The 16,196-nt window shown below is 75.5% G+C and carries 6 protein-coding genes; 4 read left to right on the top strand and 2 right to left on the bottom strand.

Going from position 1 to position 16,196, the window contains the following annotated elements:
- On the bottom strand, positions 1 to 1,008 hold a 1,008-nt coding region (locus tag E1258_RS19695), incomplete at its 3' end, for a beta-ketoacyl synthase N-terminal-like domain-containing protein (protein WP_207919631.1).
- 495 nt (positions 1,009 to 1,503) lie between these two features.
- On the opposite strand from E1258_RS19695, the gene E1258_RS19700 reads away from it, so the two are divergent.
- From E1258_RS19700 to E1258_RS19710, 3 genes are read left to right on the top strand one after another with little or no spacing between them, the layout of a single operon-like run.
- Complete coding sequence (locus E1258_RS19700; protein WP_132403353.1) at positions 1,504 to 2,064, top strand: TetR/AcrR family transcriptional regulator; 561 nt, start codon at positions 1,504 to 1,506, stop codon at positions 2,062 to 2,064.
- Positions 2,065 to 2,069: 5 nt separating this feature from the next.
- Positions 2,070 to 2,777: an SGNH/GDSL hydrolase family protein gene (locus tag E1258_RS19705; protein WP_207919632.1), complete on the top strand. Its 708-nt coding sequence runs from the start codon at positions 2,070 to 2,072 to the stop codon at positions 2,775 to 2,777.
- The gene (locus E1258_RS19710) at positions 2,774 to 3,229 is read left to right on the top strand and encodes a hypothetical protein (RefSeq protein WP_132403359.1); all 456 of its coding nucleotides are present in this window, start codon (positions 2,774 to 2,776) and stop codon (positions 3,227 to 3,229) included. Before E1258_RS19705 ends, E1258_RS19710 begins: the two co-directional genes overlap by 4 nt.
- Positions 3,230 to 3,249: 20 nt before the next feature.
- Here the strand turns inward: E1258_RS19710 and E1258_RS19715 are convergent, their stop codons facing one another.
- Entirely contained in the window at positions 3,250 to 14,553 is an 11,304-nt protein-coding gene (locus E1258_RS19715) for a type I polyketide synthase (RefSeq protein ID WP_132403362.1), read from the bottom strand.
- A 175-nt stretch (positions 14,554 to 14,728) separates the two neighbouring features.
- On the opposite strand from E1258_RS19715, the gene E1258_RS19720 reads away from it, so the two are divergent.
- Entirely contained in the window at positions 14,729 to 15,922 is a 1,194-nt protein-coding gene (locus E1258_RS19720; protein WP_165949844.1) for a phosphonoacetaldehyde reductase, read from the top strand.
- The last annotated feature ends 274 nt before the right edge of the window (positions 15,923 to 16,196 follow it).

Here is a 16,196-nt window from a genome sequence, read left to right on the forward strand (position 1 = left end):
CACCTCAGCAGCCGACAACCCCGCAACAGCAAGCGCCTGCCGAATCACCCGCTCCTGCGCCGGACCATTCGGCGCAGTCAACCCATTCGACGCACCATCCTGATTCACCGCACTACCACGCACCACAGCCAACACCCGATGCCCCCGCCGCCGCGCATCAGACAACCGCTCCACGACCAGCATCCCGACCCCGTCGGAAAAACCCGTACCATCAGCCGCCGCCGCATACGGCTTACACCGCCCATCCGCCGCCAACCCCCGCTGCCGACTGAACTCCACCAGCAAGAACGGCCCAGCCAACACCGTCACCCCACCGACCAACGCCAGCGAACACTCCCCCAACCGCAACGCCTGCCCAGCCAAATGCAACGCCACCAACGACGACGAACACGCCGTGTCCACCGACACCGCCGGACCCTCCAAACCCAGCGTGTACGCGATACGGCCGGACACCACGCTGGTCTGGGTGCCGGTGAGCCGGAAGCCCTCCAGCTCGGCCCGCATGGCGGGTCCGTAGTCGGTAGCGAGGGCACCGACGAAGACGCCCGTGCCGGACCCGCGCAGCGCGGTGGGGTCGATGCCGGCGTCCTCCAGCGCCTCCCACGAGGCTTCCAGCGCCAGCCGTTGCTGCGGGTCCATGGCGAGCGCCTCGCGCGGGCTCACCCCGAAGAACGCGGCGTCGAAGTCACCGACGCCTTCGAAGAAGCCGCCGCCGCGGGCGTACACCCGGCCGGTCCGGTCCGGGTCCGGGTCGTACAGGGTGTCGACGTCCCAGCCGCGGTCGCGCGGCAGCCCGGTGATCGCGTCCCGGCCCTGCTCGACCAGCTCCCACAGGTGCTGCGGTGAGCTGGCGCCCCCGGGGTACCGGCAGCTCATGCCCACGATCGCCAGCGGCTCGAGGTCGCGTTCCTCCAGCTCGCGCACCCGGCGGTTGGCGGTGAGCAGCTCACTGGTGACCTTGCGGAGGTAGGTGCGGAGCTTCTGCTGCTCGTCGGTGCCCTGGGTCATGCGGATCCGAGCTCCTTGTCGGTCGTGTCGAGGCCGGTCACATCGGCGGCCATGCCCGGCACAGGCGTGCTCCGGTGCCATTTCGCCGACCATTGCCGCCCGTTCCCGAAATGGAGTCACCGGAGAGCTGCCTGCCGCTCAATCCGAGGTGGAGCGTACGCAGCAAAGGCCAGCGGAAGCCACGCCGTAAATGGGTGACGTCCAGTACCTGCCAAGATCATGACTACTCTCGCGCGCGGCTAGCAGCCGCCGGCTCGGGCGCAATAGTACGAACGGACCAGCGCGGACAGCGCGCCTAGCGCTCCGGCGACCGGTACGTGGCCCGGCCGTGGCAACAAGTTGCGGGCCGCCGGCGCCGCTGGCAGATAATGGACAGCAGCCATTGCGGATATGGCGTGGGCGTTTATTTCCGAGTTTCCCGGATACGAAACATATCCGACACGAAACGGGACTGGCGTACTTGTTAGTAAGTACATACTGTTCTAGGCTGCCCCGATGAAGATGGAACGAGCGACCGCGGGTCAGCGCCGGGTCCAGGCCGTCGCGATAGGCATGGGCGCGTTCGCCGACCATGGGCTGACCACGGCGGCGATGCAGCACGTGGCCGACCGGCTCGGCCTGTCCCAGCCGTATGTGTTCCGCCTGTTCGGCAGCCAGCAGGCGTTCTTCCTGGCCTGCCTGGACGAGCTGGAGGAGCGGTTCCGGGCGGTCATCCGCCGGGCCGCCGCGGCGGCACCGGACGTTCCGCTGCCCGCGATGCGCGCTGAGTTCCGGGACCTCCTCGCCGACGAGGCGCACAGCGGGCTGTGGATGCAGGCGATCGCCCTGGTCCGACGCAACGACAAGATCGCCCGGCGGCTGCGCGCGCTGATCGCCGGGGTGCTGGCCGAGGTCGATCGGCTCGCCACGACGACGCCCGACGAGCTGCTGCGGTTCGTGGCGGACGGCGCGCTGGCGGTGCAGTCACGGGCGCTCGGCGTGGACGTCCGCGACGGCATCCAGGACGCCGTCGAGTCGCTGCGCAAGCGGCCGGTGGCCGAGGCGGTGGCCCGGTGAACCCGGTGCTGCTTTCGGTCGTCGCCGCGCAGGGCATCTGGCTGCGGGCCCGCACCGAGATCCTGCCGCCGGCCGGCGGGCCGACCACCGGCGCGACGCCCGCGCCGCCCGATGTATCGACCGGCGCCGTGGACGCCCGGCCGCTGCGGCTGGGGGTGCTCGGCGAGTCGACCGCAGCCGGCTGCGGCACGGACACCCACGACGAGGGCTTCACCGGTGCGCTTGCCCGCGCGCTCGCCGAGCGCACCGGCCGGCCGGTCGACTGGTCGGTGGTGGGCCAGCACGCCGCCACGGCCCGCCGCATCCGGTACCGGCTGCTGCCCCAGCTCGAGCAGGAACTCGACGTGGCCGTACTGCTGGCCGGGGTCAACGACGTGCTGAGCCGGCGCGGGCCGCAGGAGTGGCGCGACGACCTCACCGCGATCGTGACCGACCTGCGCGCTCGTGCCGGGCACGTCGCGGTGACCGGCATCCCGCCCTTTGACGTCTTCCCGGCGATGCCCCGGGCGCTCGGCCGCTACCTGGCGCAGCGCGCCGCCGATCTGGACGAGGTGGCCCGGCAGGTCTGCGCCGCGCAGCCCGGCGCGGTGTGGGTCGGGCCCGACTCGCTGCTGCCGCCGGTGCCGGAGTTCTTCGCCCGCGACCGCTTCCACCCGTCGAGCTTCGGCTACCGGCGGTGGGCCGGCGCGGTGGCCGAGCACCTGCTCCCTTGACCGCGCCCGAGCCGGACGACCTGCCCTTCGTCGACGAGCACCGGATGCCGGTCGCGGCACCGCCCGCGGTGGTGTGGCCGGCGCTGACCCGGCAGGTCACCGGGCCGCGCTTCGCCGCGTCCGAGACCTTCGCCCGGCTGCTGGCCGCCGAACCGGCCCGGTCGTCCCGGACGCCGGTGGTGACCGGCGCGACCCTGGTCGGCTTCCGCGTCGCCGACGCTCAGGCAGAGCGGCTGCTGCGGCTCACCGGGCGGCACCGCTTCTCCCGGTACGAGCTTCGACTGGCGCTGGCCGAGGTGGACGACGGCACGGTGGTAAGCGCCCGCACGTACGCGGCGTTCCACGGCCTGCACGGCGCCGCCTACCGGATGCTGGTAATCGGCTCCGGCGCGCACGTCATCGCCGTCCGCCGGCTGCTACACGCCGTCCGCAAGGACTCGGAGGGCCGCTGAGCGTCCCTCCGCCCCTCCGGTCACGCCGCTCCCAGCTCTCGGTCGATCAGGTCGAACATGTCCTCGTCGGACACCTCGCCGAGCAGGTACTCCGGGCCGGCGTCGGCCGTCTCGGGCTGATCCGCCGGACCGCCGCTGAGCACATGCCGGAGCCGGTTGCCGAACGCCCGCAGCCGCGGTTCCAGCTCGGCCAGCCGATCGGCGTCCCCGGCCACCTCGGTGAGCAGCGCCTCGACCTTCCGCAGCTCCGCCTCTAGCGGTGACGCCGCCGCGGGGTCCGGCCCGCCCACGGTGGTCAGCACGAACCGGGCGACCGCCACCGGGGTGGGGTGGTCGAAGATCAGTGTGGTCGGCAGCCGCAGCCCGGTCGCCCGGCTAAGCCGGTTCCGCAGCTCCACCGCGGCAAGCGAGTCGAAGCCCAGGCTCTTGAACTCGCGGCCGGCCGCCACGGTCTCCGGTGAGGTGTGCCCGAGCACCGCAGCGACCTGGGCGGTCACCACGTCGAGCGCCACCTTCTCCCGGTCGGCCGGCGCGGCGCCGGCCAGCCGGTCGGCCAGCGACGTGCCGGCGGTCGCCGCCGGCCGCACCGGCGTCTTGACCAGACCGCGCAGCAGCGGCGGCAGCGCGTCCGCCCGGGCCAGGGAACGCAGCACGGCGAAGTCCAGGCGGACCGGGGCGAGCTGCGCCTCGGCCCGGCCGAGCGCCCGGTCGAACAGGCTCAGCCCCAGCTCGGTCGGGAGGGTACCGATGCCGGCACGTGCCAGCCGGGCCAGGTCCTCGGCGCCGAGGTCACCGGTCATCCCGGTGGCGTCCGCCCACAGACCCCAGGCCAGCGCGGCGGCCGGGAGGCCCAAGGCGCGGCGGGACGCGGCCAGGGCGTCCAGGTACGCGTTCGCGGCGGCGTAGTTGCCCTGCCCGGGGGTGCCCATGAGCCCGGCGACCGAGGAGAACAACACGAACGCCGACAGGTCGTGCCCGGCGGTCAGCTCGTGCAGGTGCCGAGCGGCGTCCACCTTGGGGCGCATCACCCGGGCCAGCCGTTCCGGGGTCAGCGCGGCGACCACCCCGTCGTCGAGCACACCGGCGGCGTGCACGACCGCGGTCAGCGGGCGGTCGAGGGTGCCGAGCAGCGCGGCGAGTTGCTGGCGGTCGGTCACGTCGCAGGCCGCCACCCGCGCCCGGGCACCGAGACCGGCGAGCTCGCCGACCAGGTCTGCGGCGCCGGTGGCGGCGGGCCCGCGGCGGCTGACCAGGAGCAGGTCGGTCACGCCGTGCCGCTGCGCGAGGTGCCGGGCGACCACCGCGCCCAGACCACCGGTGCCGCCGGTGATCAGCACGGTGCCGCCCGGGTCGAGCGGCGCGGGCACGGTCAGCACGATCTTGCCGGTGTTGCGGCCCTCGCGCAGGAACCGGAACGCCTCCTCGCCGTCCCGCACGTCCCAGGTCCGCGCGGGCCCGTGCCGGAACGTGCCGTCGCGGAACCGGGCCACCACGTCGCGCAGCATCTGCTGGATCCGGCCGGGGTCCACGTCGAACAGGTCGAAGGCGCGGTAGCGCACGCCGGGCCGGGCGGCCGCGATCTCGCCGGCGTCCCGGATGTCGGCCTTGCCGATCTCGACGAACCGGCCGCCGCGGGGCAGCAGGTCGAGCGAGGCGTCGACGTACTCGCCGGCCAGCGCGTTGAGCACCACGTCCATGCCCGCGCCGCCGGTGGCCTGCAGGAAGGTGTCCCGGAAAGACAGGTCCCGCGACGAGGCGATCCGGGCGGCGTCCACTCCGAGCGCCTGCACCGCGTCCCACTTGGCCGGGCTCGCCGTAGCGTACACCTCGGCACCCAGGTGGTGGGCGAGCTGCACCGCGGCCATGCCCACGCCGCCGGCGGCGGCGTGCACCAGCACCCGCTGCCCGGGGCGTACGTCGGCCAGGTCGACCAGGGCGTGCCACGCGGTCAGGTGCACCACCGGCACCGCCGCCGCCGGGACGAACCCGATGTCGTCGGGCATCGGCGTCACCAGGCGCTCATCGACCACGGCCAGCGGCCCGAACGACTCGGTCACCAGGCCCATCACCCGGTCGCCGGGGCGCAGGCCGGTCACGCCGGCGCCGACCTCGGTCACCACTCCGGCGGCCTCGCTGCCCAGCGGCGCCTCGCCCGGGTAGCGGCCCAGCGCGATGAGCACGTCGCGGAAGTTCAGCCCGGCCGCCCGGACCCGGACCCGGACCTCACCGGCGCGCAGCGGCCGGTCCCCGGCCGACGGCACGGTGGTCAGCTCGGCCAGCGATCCGGCACGCCGGATGCCGAGCCGCCACGTGTCACCGGACGGCGTGGCCGGTGCCCGCTGCAAGCGCGGCGCGAGGATCCGTCCGCCGCGGACCGCGAGTTGCGGCTCGCCGGTGGCGGCCAGCGCGCCCCAGTCCGGCGCGTCGCCGTCATCCAGATCGGCCAGCAGGAACCGGCCGGGGTGCTCGGACTGGGCGCTGCGGACCAGGCCCCAGGCCGGGGCACGGGCCGGGTCGACCGACTCACCGGCCACCGCGACCGCGTGCCGGGTGACCACCACGAGCAGCGCGTCGGTGAGCCACTCCGAGGCCAGCCAGCGCTGCACCAGCGTCAGGGTCCGCGCGGCCATCCGATGGGCCGCAGGCAGCGTGTCGTCGGGGCCGGCGTCGACCTCGGCGACCACGACGTCCGGCACCGGTGCGCCGCCGCCGGCCAGCGCGGCGTCCAGCGCCTCGACAGTGGCCCGGTCGGCGCCGGCACCGATCGTCACGACGCGGGCCGCCGCCGGGCCGGTCGCCGCGGCCGTGACGTCGGTCCAGCCGAGATGGAACAGCGACTCGGCGCCGTCGCCCGCGCCGCCCTCGAGCTGCACCGGGTCGACCGGCCGGAAGACCAGCTTGGCGACGCTCGCCACGGGCTCGCCGCCGGGGCCGAGGACGTCGATCCGGACGGCGCCGTCCGCGCCCGGCGTGACCCGGGCCCGCAACGGGCCGTCGGTGGGCGCGCCGAGCGACACCCCGGACCAGGAGAACGGCAGGTCGATCGGGGCGCCGGCCCGCTTGTCCACCAGCGCGCCGTGCAGGGCCGCGTCGAGCAGCGCCGGGTGCAGGACGAACCCGGCGCCGGACACGTCCTCGGGTAGGGCCAGCTCGGTCCAGACCCGCGAGCCGTCGCGCCACGCGGCGCGGACCCCGCGGAAGACCGTGCCGTACTCGTAGCCGGCGTCGGCCAGCCGGGCGTACAGGGCGTCGACCAGCTCCGCCCGGGCGCCGGGCGGCGGCCACGTCCCCCACGCCGGGCCCGGTTCCGGGGCCGTGGCGCTCAGCCAGCCACGGGCGTGACAGGTGACCGGGGACCCGCCGTCCTCACCGGGGTCCTGCGGCCGGGAGTAGACCGCCACCTCGCGGCGGCCGTCGGCGTCCGCGTCGCCGGCCCGGACCTGCACCTGCCGCACGTCGTCCTCGGCAAGCACCAGCGGCGCCTGGAGCACCAGCTCGTCCAGCACCGGGCAGCCCAGGCGGGCGCCCGCGGCGCTGGCCAGCTCGATCAGGGCGGCGCCCGGCACCACGACCGTGCTGGCCACCGCGTGGTCGCGCAGCCACGGCTGCGCCTGCACCGACACCCGTCCGGTGAAGACCCACTCGTCCCGGTCGCCCACCGGCACCGCGGCGGCCAGCACCGGGTGCTCGACTCGGTCGAGACCGGCGGCGGACGCGTCACCGGTGGCCGCGGCGGACGACAGCCAGTACCGCTCGCGCTGGAACGCGTACGACGGCAGCGCGACCCGGCCGGCCCCGGTGCCGGCGAACACCGCGGGCCAGTCCACCGTCGCCCCGGCCACGTGCGCCTCGCCAAGCGACAGCAGGAAGCGGGGCAGGCCGCCCTCGTCGCGGCGCAGCGAGGCCAGCACCGTGGCCCGCTCACCGGCGTCCGCCTCCTGAACGGTTTCCTGCATCGCCATGGTCAGCACCGGGTGCGGGGACACCTCGATCAGCGCGGTGACGCCGTCGTCGAGCAGCGCCCGGACGGCCGGCTCGAAGCCCACCGGCTCGCGCAAGTTGCGGTACCAGTAGGCGGCGTCCAGGCCCGCGGTGTCCCGGTAGCCGCCCTCCGCGGTGGAGTAGAACGGCACCTCGCCGCAGCGCGGCCGGACCGGGGCGAGCGCGGTGAGCAGCTCGTCGCGCAGGACCTCCACGTGCGGCGAGTGCGAGGCGTAGTCCACCGGCACCCGGCGCGTCCGGATCCCGCCGCGCTCCGCGGCCGCGATCATCTCGTCCAGCGCCGCCGGGTCGCCGGCCACCACCACGGCCGCCGGTCCGTTGATCGTCGCGACCGAGATCCGGTCGCCGTACGGCGCGATCAGCTCCTGGGCCGCGGGCAGCGGCAGCGCCACCGAGACCATCGCCCCGGAACCGGCCAGGCGGTCCCGGACGAGCTGGCTGCGCACCGCCACCACCCGGACGGCGTCCTCCAGCGACAGCCCGCCGGCGACGTATGCGGCGGCGATCTCGCCCTGCGAGTGCCCGATCACCGCGGCCGGCCGCACCCCGTACGACCGCCACAGCTTCGCCAGCGCCACCATCATCGCGAACAGCGCGGGCTGCACCACGTCGACGCGCTGCAACGACGGCGCGCCGGGCGTCCCGCGCAGCACGGCCTCCAGATCCCAGTCCACGTGGCGGGCCAGCGCCCGGCCGCAGGCGGCGATCTCCGCGGCGAACTCGGGCGCGGTGTCCAGCAGCTCCACCGCCATGCGGTCCCACTGCGCGCCCTGGCCCGGGAAGACGAACGCCACCCGGTCGCCGGTGACCCGGCCGTCCACGATACCCGGCGCGGCCTCGCCGCCGGCCAGGGCGCGCAGCCCGGCCAGCAGCTCGTCGCGGTCCGCAGCGACCACCGCCGCCCGGTTCTCCAGGTGCGCGCGAGTGGTGGCCGCCGAGTGGGCGACGTCGAGCGGCGTCCAGCCGGGCTCGGAGGCCAGCGCCGCGTGCAGCCGCTGCGCCTGCGCCCGCAGCGCCGCCGGGCCACGCCCGGACAGCACCACCGCCACGGCCGGCAGCACGGTCCCGGGCGCCGGCGCCGGGCTGCTCGCGGCCGGCGGCGCCTCCTCCAGGATCACGTGCGCGTTGGTGCCGCTGACTCCGAACGAGGACACCCCGGCGCGGCGGGGCCGGCCGGACGCCGGCCACGGCACCGTCTCGGTCAGCAGCTCGACCCGGCCGGCCGTCCAGTCGACGTGCGGCGACGGCGCGTCCACGTGCAGGGTGCGCGGCAGCGTCTCGTGCCGCATCGCCTGCAGCATCTTGATGACCCCGGCGATGCCGGCCGCGGCCTGGGTGTGGCCGATGTTCGACTTGACCGAGCCCAGCCACAGCGGCTCCTCGCGGTCGCGGCCGTAGGTGGCCAGCAACGCCTGCGCCTCGATCGGGTCGCCCAGCCGGGTGCCGGTGCCGTGGCCCTCGACCGCGTCAACGTCGGACGGTCGCAGCCCGGCGCCGGCCAGCGCCTGCCGGATCACCCGCTCCTGCGACGGGCCGTTCGGCGCGGTCAGCCCGTTGCTGGCCCCGTCCTGGTTGACCGCGCTGCCGCGGATCAGGCCCCAGATGCGTCGGCCGTGCCGCCGGGCGTCGGACAAACGTTCCAGCACCAGCACGCCGAGGCCGTCGGAGAAGCCGGTGCCGTCGGCGGCGGCCGCGTACGCCTTGCAGCGCCCGTCGGCGGACAGCCCGCGCTGCCGGCTGAACTCGACCAGCAGGAACGGCTTGGCCATCACGGTGACCCCGGCGGCCAGCGCCAGCGAGCACTCGCCGGAGCGCAGCGCCTGCCCGGCCAGGTGCAGCGCGACCAGTGACGACGAGCACGCGGTGTCCACAGTGACCGCGGGACCCTCCAGCCCGAGGGTGTACGCCACCCGGCCGGACACCACGCTGTTCGTGGTCCCGGTGAGGCGGAAGCCCTCCAGCTCGGGCGGGATGGCGCCGCCGTAGTCGTCGGACGACATGACGCCGCAGAACACCCCGGTGTCCGAGCCGCGCAGCGCGGTCGGGTCGATGCCGGCGTCCTCGAACGCCTCCCACGCGGCCTCCAGCATGAGCCGCTGCTGCGGGTCGGTGGCGAGCGCCTCGCGCGGGCTGATGCCGAAGAACCCGGCGTCGAAGTCGCCCGCGCCGTCGAGGAAGCCGCCGCCGCGGGTGTAGAGCTTGCCGGCACGCTCGGGGTCCGGGTCGTACAACCGGCCCAGGTCCCAGCCGCGGTCGTCGGGCAGCTCGGTGATGGCGTCGCGGCCCTCGGCCACCAGCCGCCAGAGCTCGTCCGGGCTGCTGACCGCGCCCGGGTACCGGCAGCTGATGCCGACGATGGCGAGCGGCTCGTCGTCCGCCACGGCCCGGGTCCGGGCCGGCGCGCCGGCCGCCGGATCGGCGGCGCCCTCGGCCCGCTCGCGCAGCAGCGCGGCGACGCGGGCGGTGGTCGGGTGGTCGAAGACCATCGTCGAGGGCAGCGTCAGCCCGGTGGCCCGGATCAGCCGGTTACGCAGCTCGACACCGGCGAGGGAGTCGAAGCCCAGCTCCTTGAACGCCCGGTCCGGGTCAATGTCGCGGGCCGAGCCGTGCCCGAGGATGACGGCGACGTGGTCGCGGACGAGGTCCCGGACGAGACGGTCGCGGTCCGCCACGGGTACCGCGGCGAGCCGTTGCGCCAACGTCCCGGTGGCCGGCGCCGTCTCCGGCGCCGGGACGGCGACCAGCCCGCTCAGCAGCGGCGGCAGGTCACCGGCGCGGGCCCGCCCGGACAGGGCAGCCAGGTCCAGCCGGACCGGCGCGAGCAGCGCGCGGCCGTGCCCCCGGGCCCGGTCGAACAGGGCCGGGACGAGATCGGCGGGCATCGGCCGGATCCCGGACCGGGCCCACCGCGCGGCGGCGGTGTCGTCCAGGGTGCCGGCCATTCCGGTTCCGTCCACCAGGCCCCAAGCCAGCGACAGCGCCGGTTGCCCGGCGGCCCGGCGGTGCGCGGCGAGGGCGTCCAGGAACGCGTTCGCCGCGGCGTAGCCGCCCTGTCCGGACGAGCCGATGGTCGCGGCGACCGAGGAGAACACGACGAACGCGGACAGCGGCAGGCCGGCGGTCAGCTCGTGCAGGTGCCGCGCCCCGGCGACCTTCGGCCGCAGGACGTGGTCGAGCCGGCCCGGCGTGAGCGACTCCAGGACGCCGTCGTCGAGCACGCCGGCGGCGTGCACGACCGCGGTGAGCGGGTGCTCCAGACCGGCGAGCACGGCGGCGAGCTGGTCGCGGTCGGCCACGTCGCACGCCGCGACCTCGGCCCGGCAGCCCAGCGCGGCCAGCTCGCCGACCAGCTCCGGGGCGCCCTCGGCGGCCGGGCCGCGGCGGCTGAGCAGCAGCAGCCGCCGGGCCCCGTGGGTCCGGACCAGGTGCCGGGCGACCAGCGCGCCGAGGTCGCCGGTGCCGCCCGTGACCAGCACGGTCCCGTCCGGGTCGATCGCGGGTGCCGCCGGTGCGGCGGCCGCCGCGGCGCGGACCAGGCGCGGGGCGAGCACCCGCCCGCCGCGGACGGCGAGCTGCGGCTCGTCGCGGCGCAGCAGGGCCGACCAGTCCGGGTCCGCGCCGTCGTCGTCCACCAGCACGAACCGGCCCGGGTGCTCGGACTGCGCGCTGCGCACCAGGCCCCACACCGGGGCCAGCGCCAGATCCGGGGCCTCGTCGCCGACCGCGACGCCGTAGCGGGTGGCCAGCACGAGCTGCTGGCCGGTGAGCCGGTCGTCGGCCAGCCACGACTGCACCAGCGCGAGGGTGTCCGCGGCCACCGACTCGGCGTGGTCGCCGTCGATGCGGGCCACCACCGCGTCCGCGTCGGCGTACCGGTCGGCGTACGCCACGACCGTGCGGGCCCGGCCGTCGTCACCGGTCACCGGGACCCAGTCGATCCCGTACAGCGGCGCGGACGACGCCGGGTCGGGCGGGCGGACCGTGATCGTGTCCACACTCAGCACCGGCTCGCCGTGCTCGTCGGCGAGATCGAGACGCAGCCGGGCCGGGCCGGATCGCCGGAGCCGGACGCGGGCGCGGAGGGCGCCGGGACGTCCGAGGCGGACCGTGGACCAGACGTGCGGGATGCCGTCCTCGTCCAGGGCCAGCCGGGTGAGCAGGGCCGCGTCGAGCAGCACCGGGTGGATCCCGAGCCCACGCGGCGGTTCGGCGTCCGCGTCGGGCAGCGCGATCTCCGCGTACGCGTCGTCGCCGTCGCGCCACACGGCCCGCACGGCCCGCAGGGCCGGTCCGGGATCCTGGCCGGTCTCCGCGAGCCGGGCTGGCAGCAGGCCGGGGTCGGCGGGGACCGCGCCCGGCGGCGGCCACGCGGCGGCCCGCCAGTCCGGAGCCTCCCCGGCGGCCGCGGTGAGGAACCCGCGGGCGTGGCAGGTCGCGGCGGAGTGGATCGCCACCGTCCGGTGGCCGTGCTCGTCGGGCTCACCGACGCGAATCTGCACCGGCACGCCGCCCGGCGCCGGCATCGGCTCCTCGACGGTCAGCTCCCCGACCACCGGCGCGCCGGCCTGGCGTCCGGCCGCTGCGGCCAGCTCCACCAGCGCGGTGCTCCCCCAGGGCTCGGCCCCGGCGGGCGTCCGGCCGGTCAGCAGCCACTCGTCGCCGCCGGGCAGGGTCACGGCGGCTGCGAGCACCGGGTGCTCCACCTTGGTCAGGCCGGCCGCGGCGACGTCCGCCGCCGCGCCCCGGGGCGGCAGCCAGTGCCGCTGCCGTTGGAACGCGTACGTCGGCAGGGTCACCCGCCGGCCGTACGGGTACACCGCCAGCCAGTCGATGCCGATCCCGGCGACGTGTGCCCCGCCGAGGAACGCCGCGAACGCCGCCGGTTCGTCCTCCCGGGCGCGCAGCGCGGCGAGGAAGACGGCGCCGGAATCGTCGCCGAGCGTCTGCCGGGCCATGGCGGTCAGCACCGCGTCCGGGCCCAGCTCGAGGTAGCGCCGCACCCCCTGCCGGTGCAGCGCGCCGATGCCGTCGTGGAACCGGACCGCCTCGCGGACGTGGCGCACCCAGTACTCCGGGTCGGTCAGCTCGGCGGACGCCGGCTCGCCGGTCACGTTGGACACCACCGGAATCCGTGGCGGCGTGTAGCTCAGTGCCTGCGCCACCTGCCGGAACTCGTCCAGCATCGGCTCCATCAGGTGCGAGTGGAACGCGTGGCTGACCCGCAGCCGGGTCGTCTTGCGGTGCGCCCAGCGCGGCAGCCACTCCTCGATCGCGTCTAGGTCGCCGGAGACCACCACCGCCTGCGCGCCATTGACCGCGGCGACGCCCAACCGGTCGGTGAGGCCGGTCAGCGACTCACGCACCTCCGCCTCGGACGCCTGCACCGCGGCCATGCCGCCGCCGGCCGGCAGCGCGCCCATCAGCCGGCCGCGGGCGGCGACCAGCGTGCTCGCGTCGGCGAGCGACAGCACCCCGGCCACATGCGCGGCGGCCAGCTCGCCGACCGAGTGGCCGATGAGCACGTCGGGGCGGACGCCCAGCGACCCGGCGAGCCGGAACAGGGCCACCTCGACCGCGAACAGCGCGGGCTGGGTGTACCGCGTGTCGTCCAGCAGGGCAGCGTCGGGGGCGCCGGGCGCCGCCTCCAGCAGGTCGCGCACCGAGCGGCCGACGTGCGCGTCGAGCTGGTCGCACACCTCGTCCAGGGCGTCCGCGAACACCGGGTACGCGGCCGCCAGGCCGGCGCCCATCCGGGCCCGCTGCGCCCCCTGGCCGGTGAACAGCACCGCCGTGCGGCCGGGCACGACCTGCCCGGGTGCGACGTCCCCGGCGGCCAGACCGGCCAGGCCCGCCAGCAGGCCGTCCCGGTCGGCGGCGGACACGGCGGCGCGGGTCCGCCACTGCGCGCGGGTGGTCGCCGCGGACAGTCCCACGTCCGGCAGCGTGGCGTCCGGATGCGCCAGCAGGTGTTCGCGGAGTTTGCCGGCCTGCGCCCGCAGCGCGTCCGGGCCGGTGGCGGACACCACGACCGGCGCGGGCCGGTGGATCGGCTCGGCCGGCGGCGTGGCGGGGGCGTTCTCCGGGGCGGCGGTCAGCACCAGGTGGCAGCACGAGCCGCCGATGCCGAGCGAGGTCACCCCCGCCGCGACCGGCTGCTCGCCGGCCGGCCACCGCTCGTGTCGGTCGGCGACCCGCAGCCCGAGGTCGTCCAGCGGGATGCGCGGATTGGGGCGGCGGAAGTTCAGGTGCGGCACCAGTTCCCGGCGGTGGACGCAGAGCGCCGTCTTGATCAGACCGGCGATGCCCGCCGCACCCTCCAGATGGCCGATGTTGGTCTTGACCGAGCCGACCACGAGCGGGGTGGCGCGCGGCGCCCCGTACGCCTCGCCGAGCGCCCGCGCCTCGATCGGGTCCCCGACCGCGGTGCCGGTGCCGTGCAGCTCCACGTACTGCACCTCGCCGGGTGCCAGCCCGGCGCGGCGCAGCGCGTCGCCGATGGTCCGCGCCTGCGCGTCCGCGCTGGGCACGGTGAGACCGGTGGGGTCGCTGCCGGTGCCGACCGCGCTGCCCCGGATGACCGCGTAGATGCGGTCGCCGTCGGCGACGGCCCGGTCCAGCGGCTTGAGCACGACGACGCCGCCGCCCTCGCCCCGGACGTACCCGTTGGCGCGCTCGTCGAAGACGTAACACCGGCCGTCCGGCGACAGCGCGCCGGCGGCGCGGGCGACGGCGGTGCTCAGCGGCGACACGTTGAGGTGGACACCGCCGGCGAGCGCCACGCCGGCCTCGCCCCGGGTGAGGCTCTCGCACGCCAGATGCACGGCCACCAGCGACGACGACTGGCCGGTGTCGACGGTCAGGCTGGGGCCGCCGAGGCCCAGCGCGTACGACACCCGGTTGGCGATCATCGCCCGGCCCATGCCGGTCAGCGTGTGCCGGGTGACCTCGCCCGAGGACACCACCAGGTCGGCGTAGTCGCCCGCCATGATCCCGAAGAACACGCCGACCGGCGCGGACCCGGACTCCGGCACGACGATGCCCGCGTCCTCCAGCCCCTGCCAGGCCAGCTCCAGGGCGAGGCGCTGCTGCGGGTCGGTCTCCGCGGCCTCGCGCGGCGACATGCGGAAGAACGCGGCGTCGAACTCGTCGACCCCGTCGACGAACCCGCCACGCTCCGGACCGGTCGCCCGCTCCGGGCCCCGGTCCCTGATGGCGTCCACGCCCCCGCTCAGCAGGCGCCAGTACTCGTCCGGCCCGGACGCCGCCGGTGTCCGGGAGGCGATGCCGACGATGGCGACAGGCTGCCCGTGTGCGTGAGTCATCGCACCCCCGTCATGGGTCGTGTCCCTTGGTGTCCCCGGAGACTACGCAGGTGCTCCGCCGACCAGCCCGCGATGACCAGAACCTGTCAGAATCGGGCACGTCCGCGCCGCCCGTGCCGCCCGGTGGCAGGTTGCGGTCCGTCCACGCCCCCGGTCTGTCGGGCAGGATGAACGGGTGCGCGAGGTGATCACCGGCAGTGGCGCCGCGGACCGGCTGGACGAGGTCGTCGCCCGCTACCGGCCGGGCCGGATCCTGGTGGTCGGCAGCCCGCGCCGGGTCGCGGCGACCGGCGTGCTGGACCGGCTCGGCGGCCGCCCGGCGCGGGTGTTCGACGGCTTCCGCGCCAACCCGGTCCTGCCCGACGTGCTGGCCGGCGTCCGAATGCTGCACGAGGTCGGCGCGGACCTCGTCATCGGCGTCGGCGGCGGCTCCGCGATGGACACCGCCAAGATGATCCGCCTGCTGCCGCCCGACCCAGCTGCCGCGCTGGCGCTGCTGCACGGCGACCGCGAGCCTGACGGTGGGCACGTGCCGCTGATCGTGCTGCCCACCACAGCTGGCACCGGCAGCGAGGTGACCCCGTTCGCCACGGTGTACGTGGACGGCCGCAAACACTCGCTCGACCTGCCCGCGGTGCGGCCGGACGTCGCGCTGATCGATCCCGGGCTGAGCGCGGGTTGCCCGGCGGAGCTGACGTTCTCCTGCGCGCTCGACGCGCTGGCGCACTCCGTGGAGTCGTACTGGTCCGTCCGCTCCACCCCCGCGTCCCGCCGCCTCGCCGGCGCGGCCGCCCGCGGCCTTGTCCCTCTCCTCGCCGGCGGCCAGGAAGCTCTTCTGGCCAACCGGGCCGACCTGTGCGCCCTGGCGACGACGGCCGGGCTGGCGATCAGCGAGACCCGGACGACGGTCGGACACGCCTTCGCGTACCCCCTCACGATCCGGTACGGCGTCCCGCACGGCTTGGCGGCCGCGCTGTCGTTGTCGGCCCTGCTACCGGTGGCGTCGTCCGGCCGGGTCGAGGATCCGCGGGGCCCGGGCTTCGTCGCAGACCGTCTGGCCGAGCTGGCCGCGTTCTTCCGGGTGCCGACCGCCGGCCACCTGGGTCCCGCGATCCGCGACCTCATCGCCGTTGCGGGCTTCGCCACCACGCTCAGCGCTTATGGCGTCCGAGCCACCGACCTGCCGTCCATCGCCGCCGAAGCGCAGGCTTCCAACCGAAGCGAAAACGCCCCTGTGGCGTACGACGAATCAACCGCCGTCCAAGCCCTGCGGGAGGCACTCGACAGCGAGGACCTATCTGTTGGGAACTCGACTTCATTGCCCCGCCTGGCCATTTCCTGCCGCCCTACAACGCGCCTGCGCTCTTGACACTTCCGCCGTCAAATTGTACGTGTTTAGAGGCCGCGCAATTGGGTCAGGGAACCGGACGGGTAGCAGACGGGCACAGACATCAGTGATCATGAATGTTCCTACGCCTAGTGTCGCGTAATCGAGATCGTTTACTTGTCGTTGTTCGTGAGGAGTTTGCGGACCTCGGTGTGGACCCAGCGGACCTTGGCCAGGATCTCGCCGGGGGTCGCGGTCCAGACGAACGGTTTCGCGTCGGTGTTCCACGCGGTGACGTAGTCGTTGATCGCCCTGG

Origin of the sequence: Micromonospora sp. KC207 (assembly GCF_004348615.1) — a bacterium.
In the GTDB taxonomy this organism is placed as follows: domain Bacteria; phylum Actinomycetota; class Actinomycetes; order Mycobacteriales; family Micromonosporaceae; genus Micromonospora.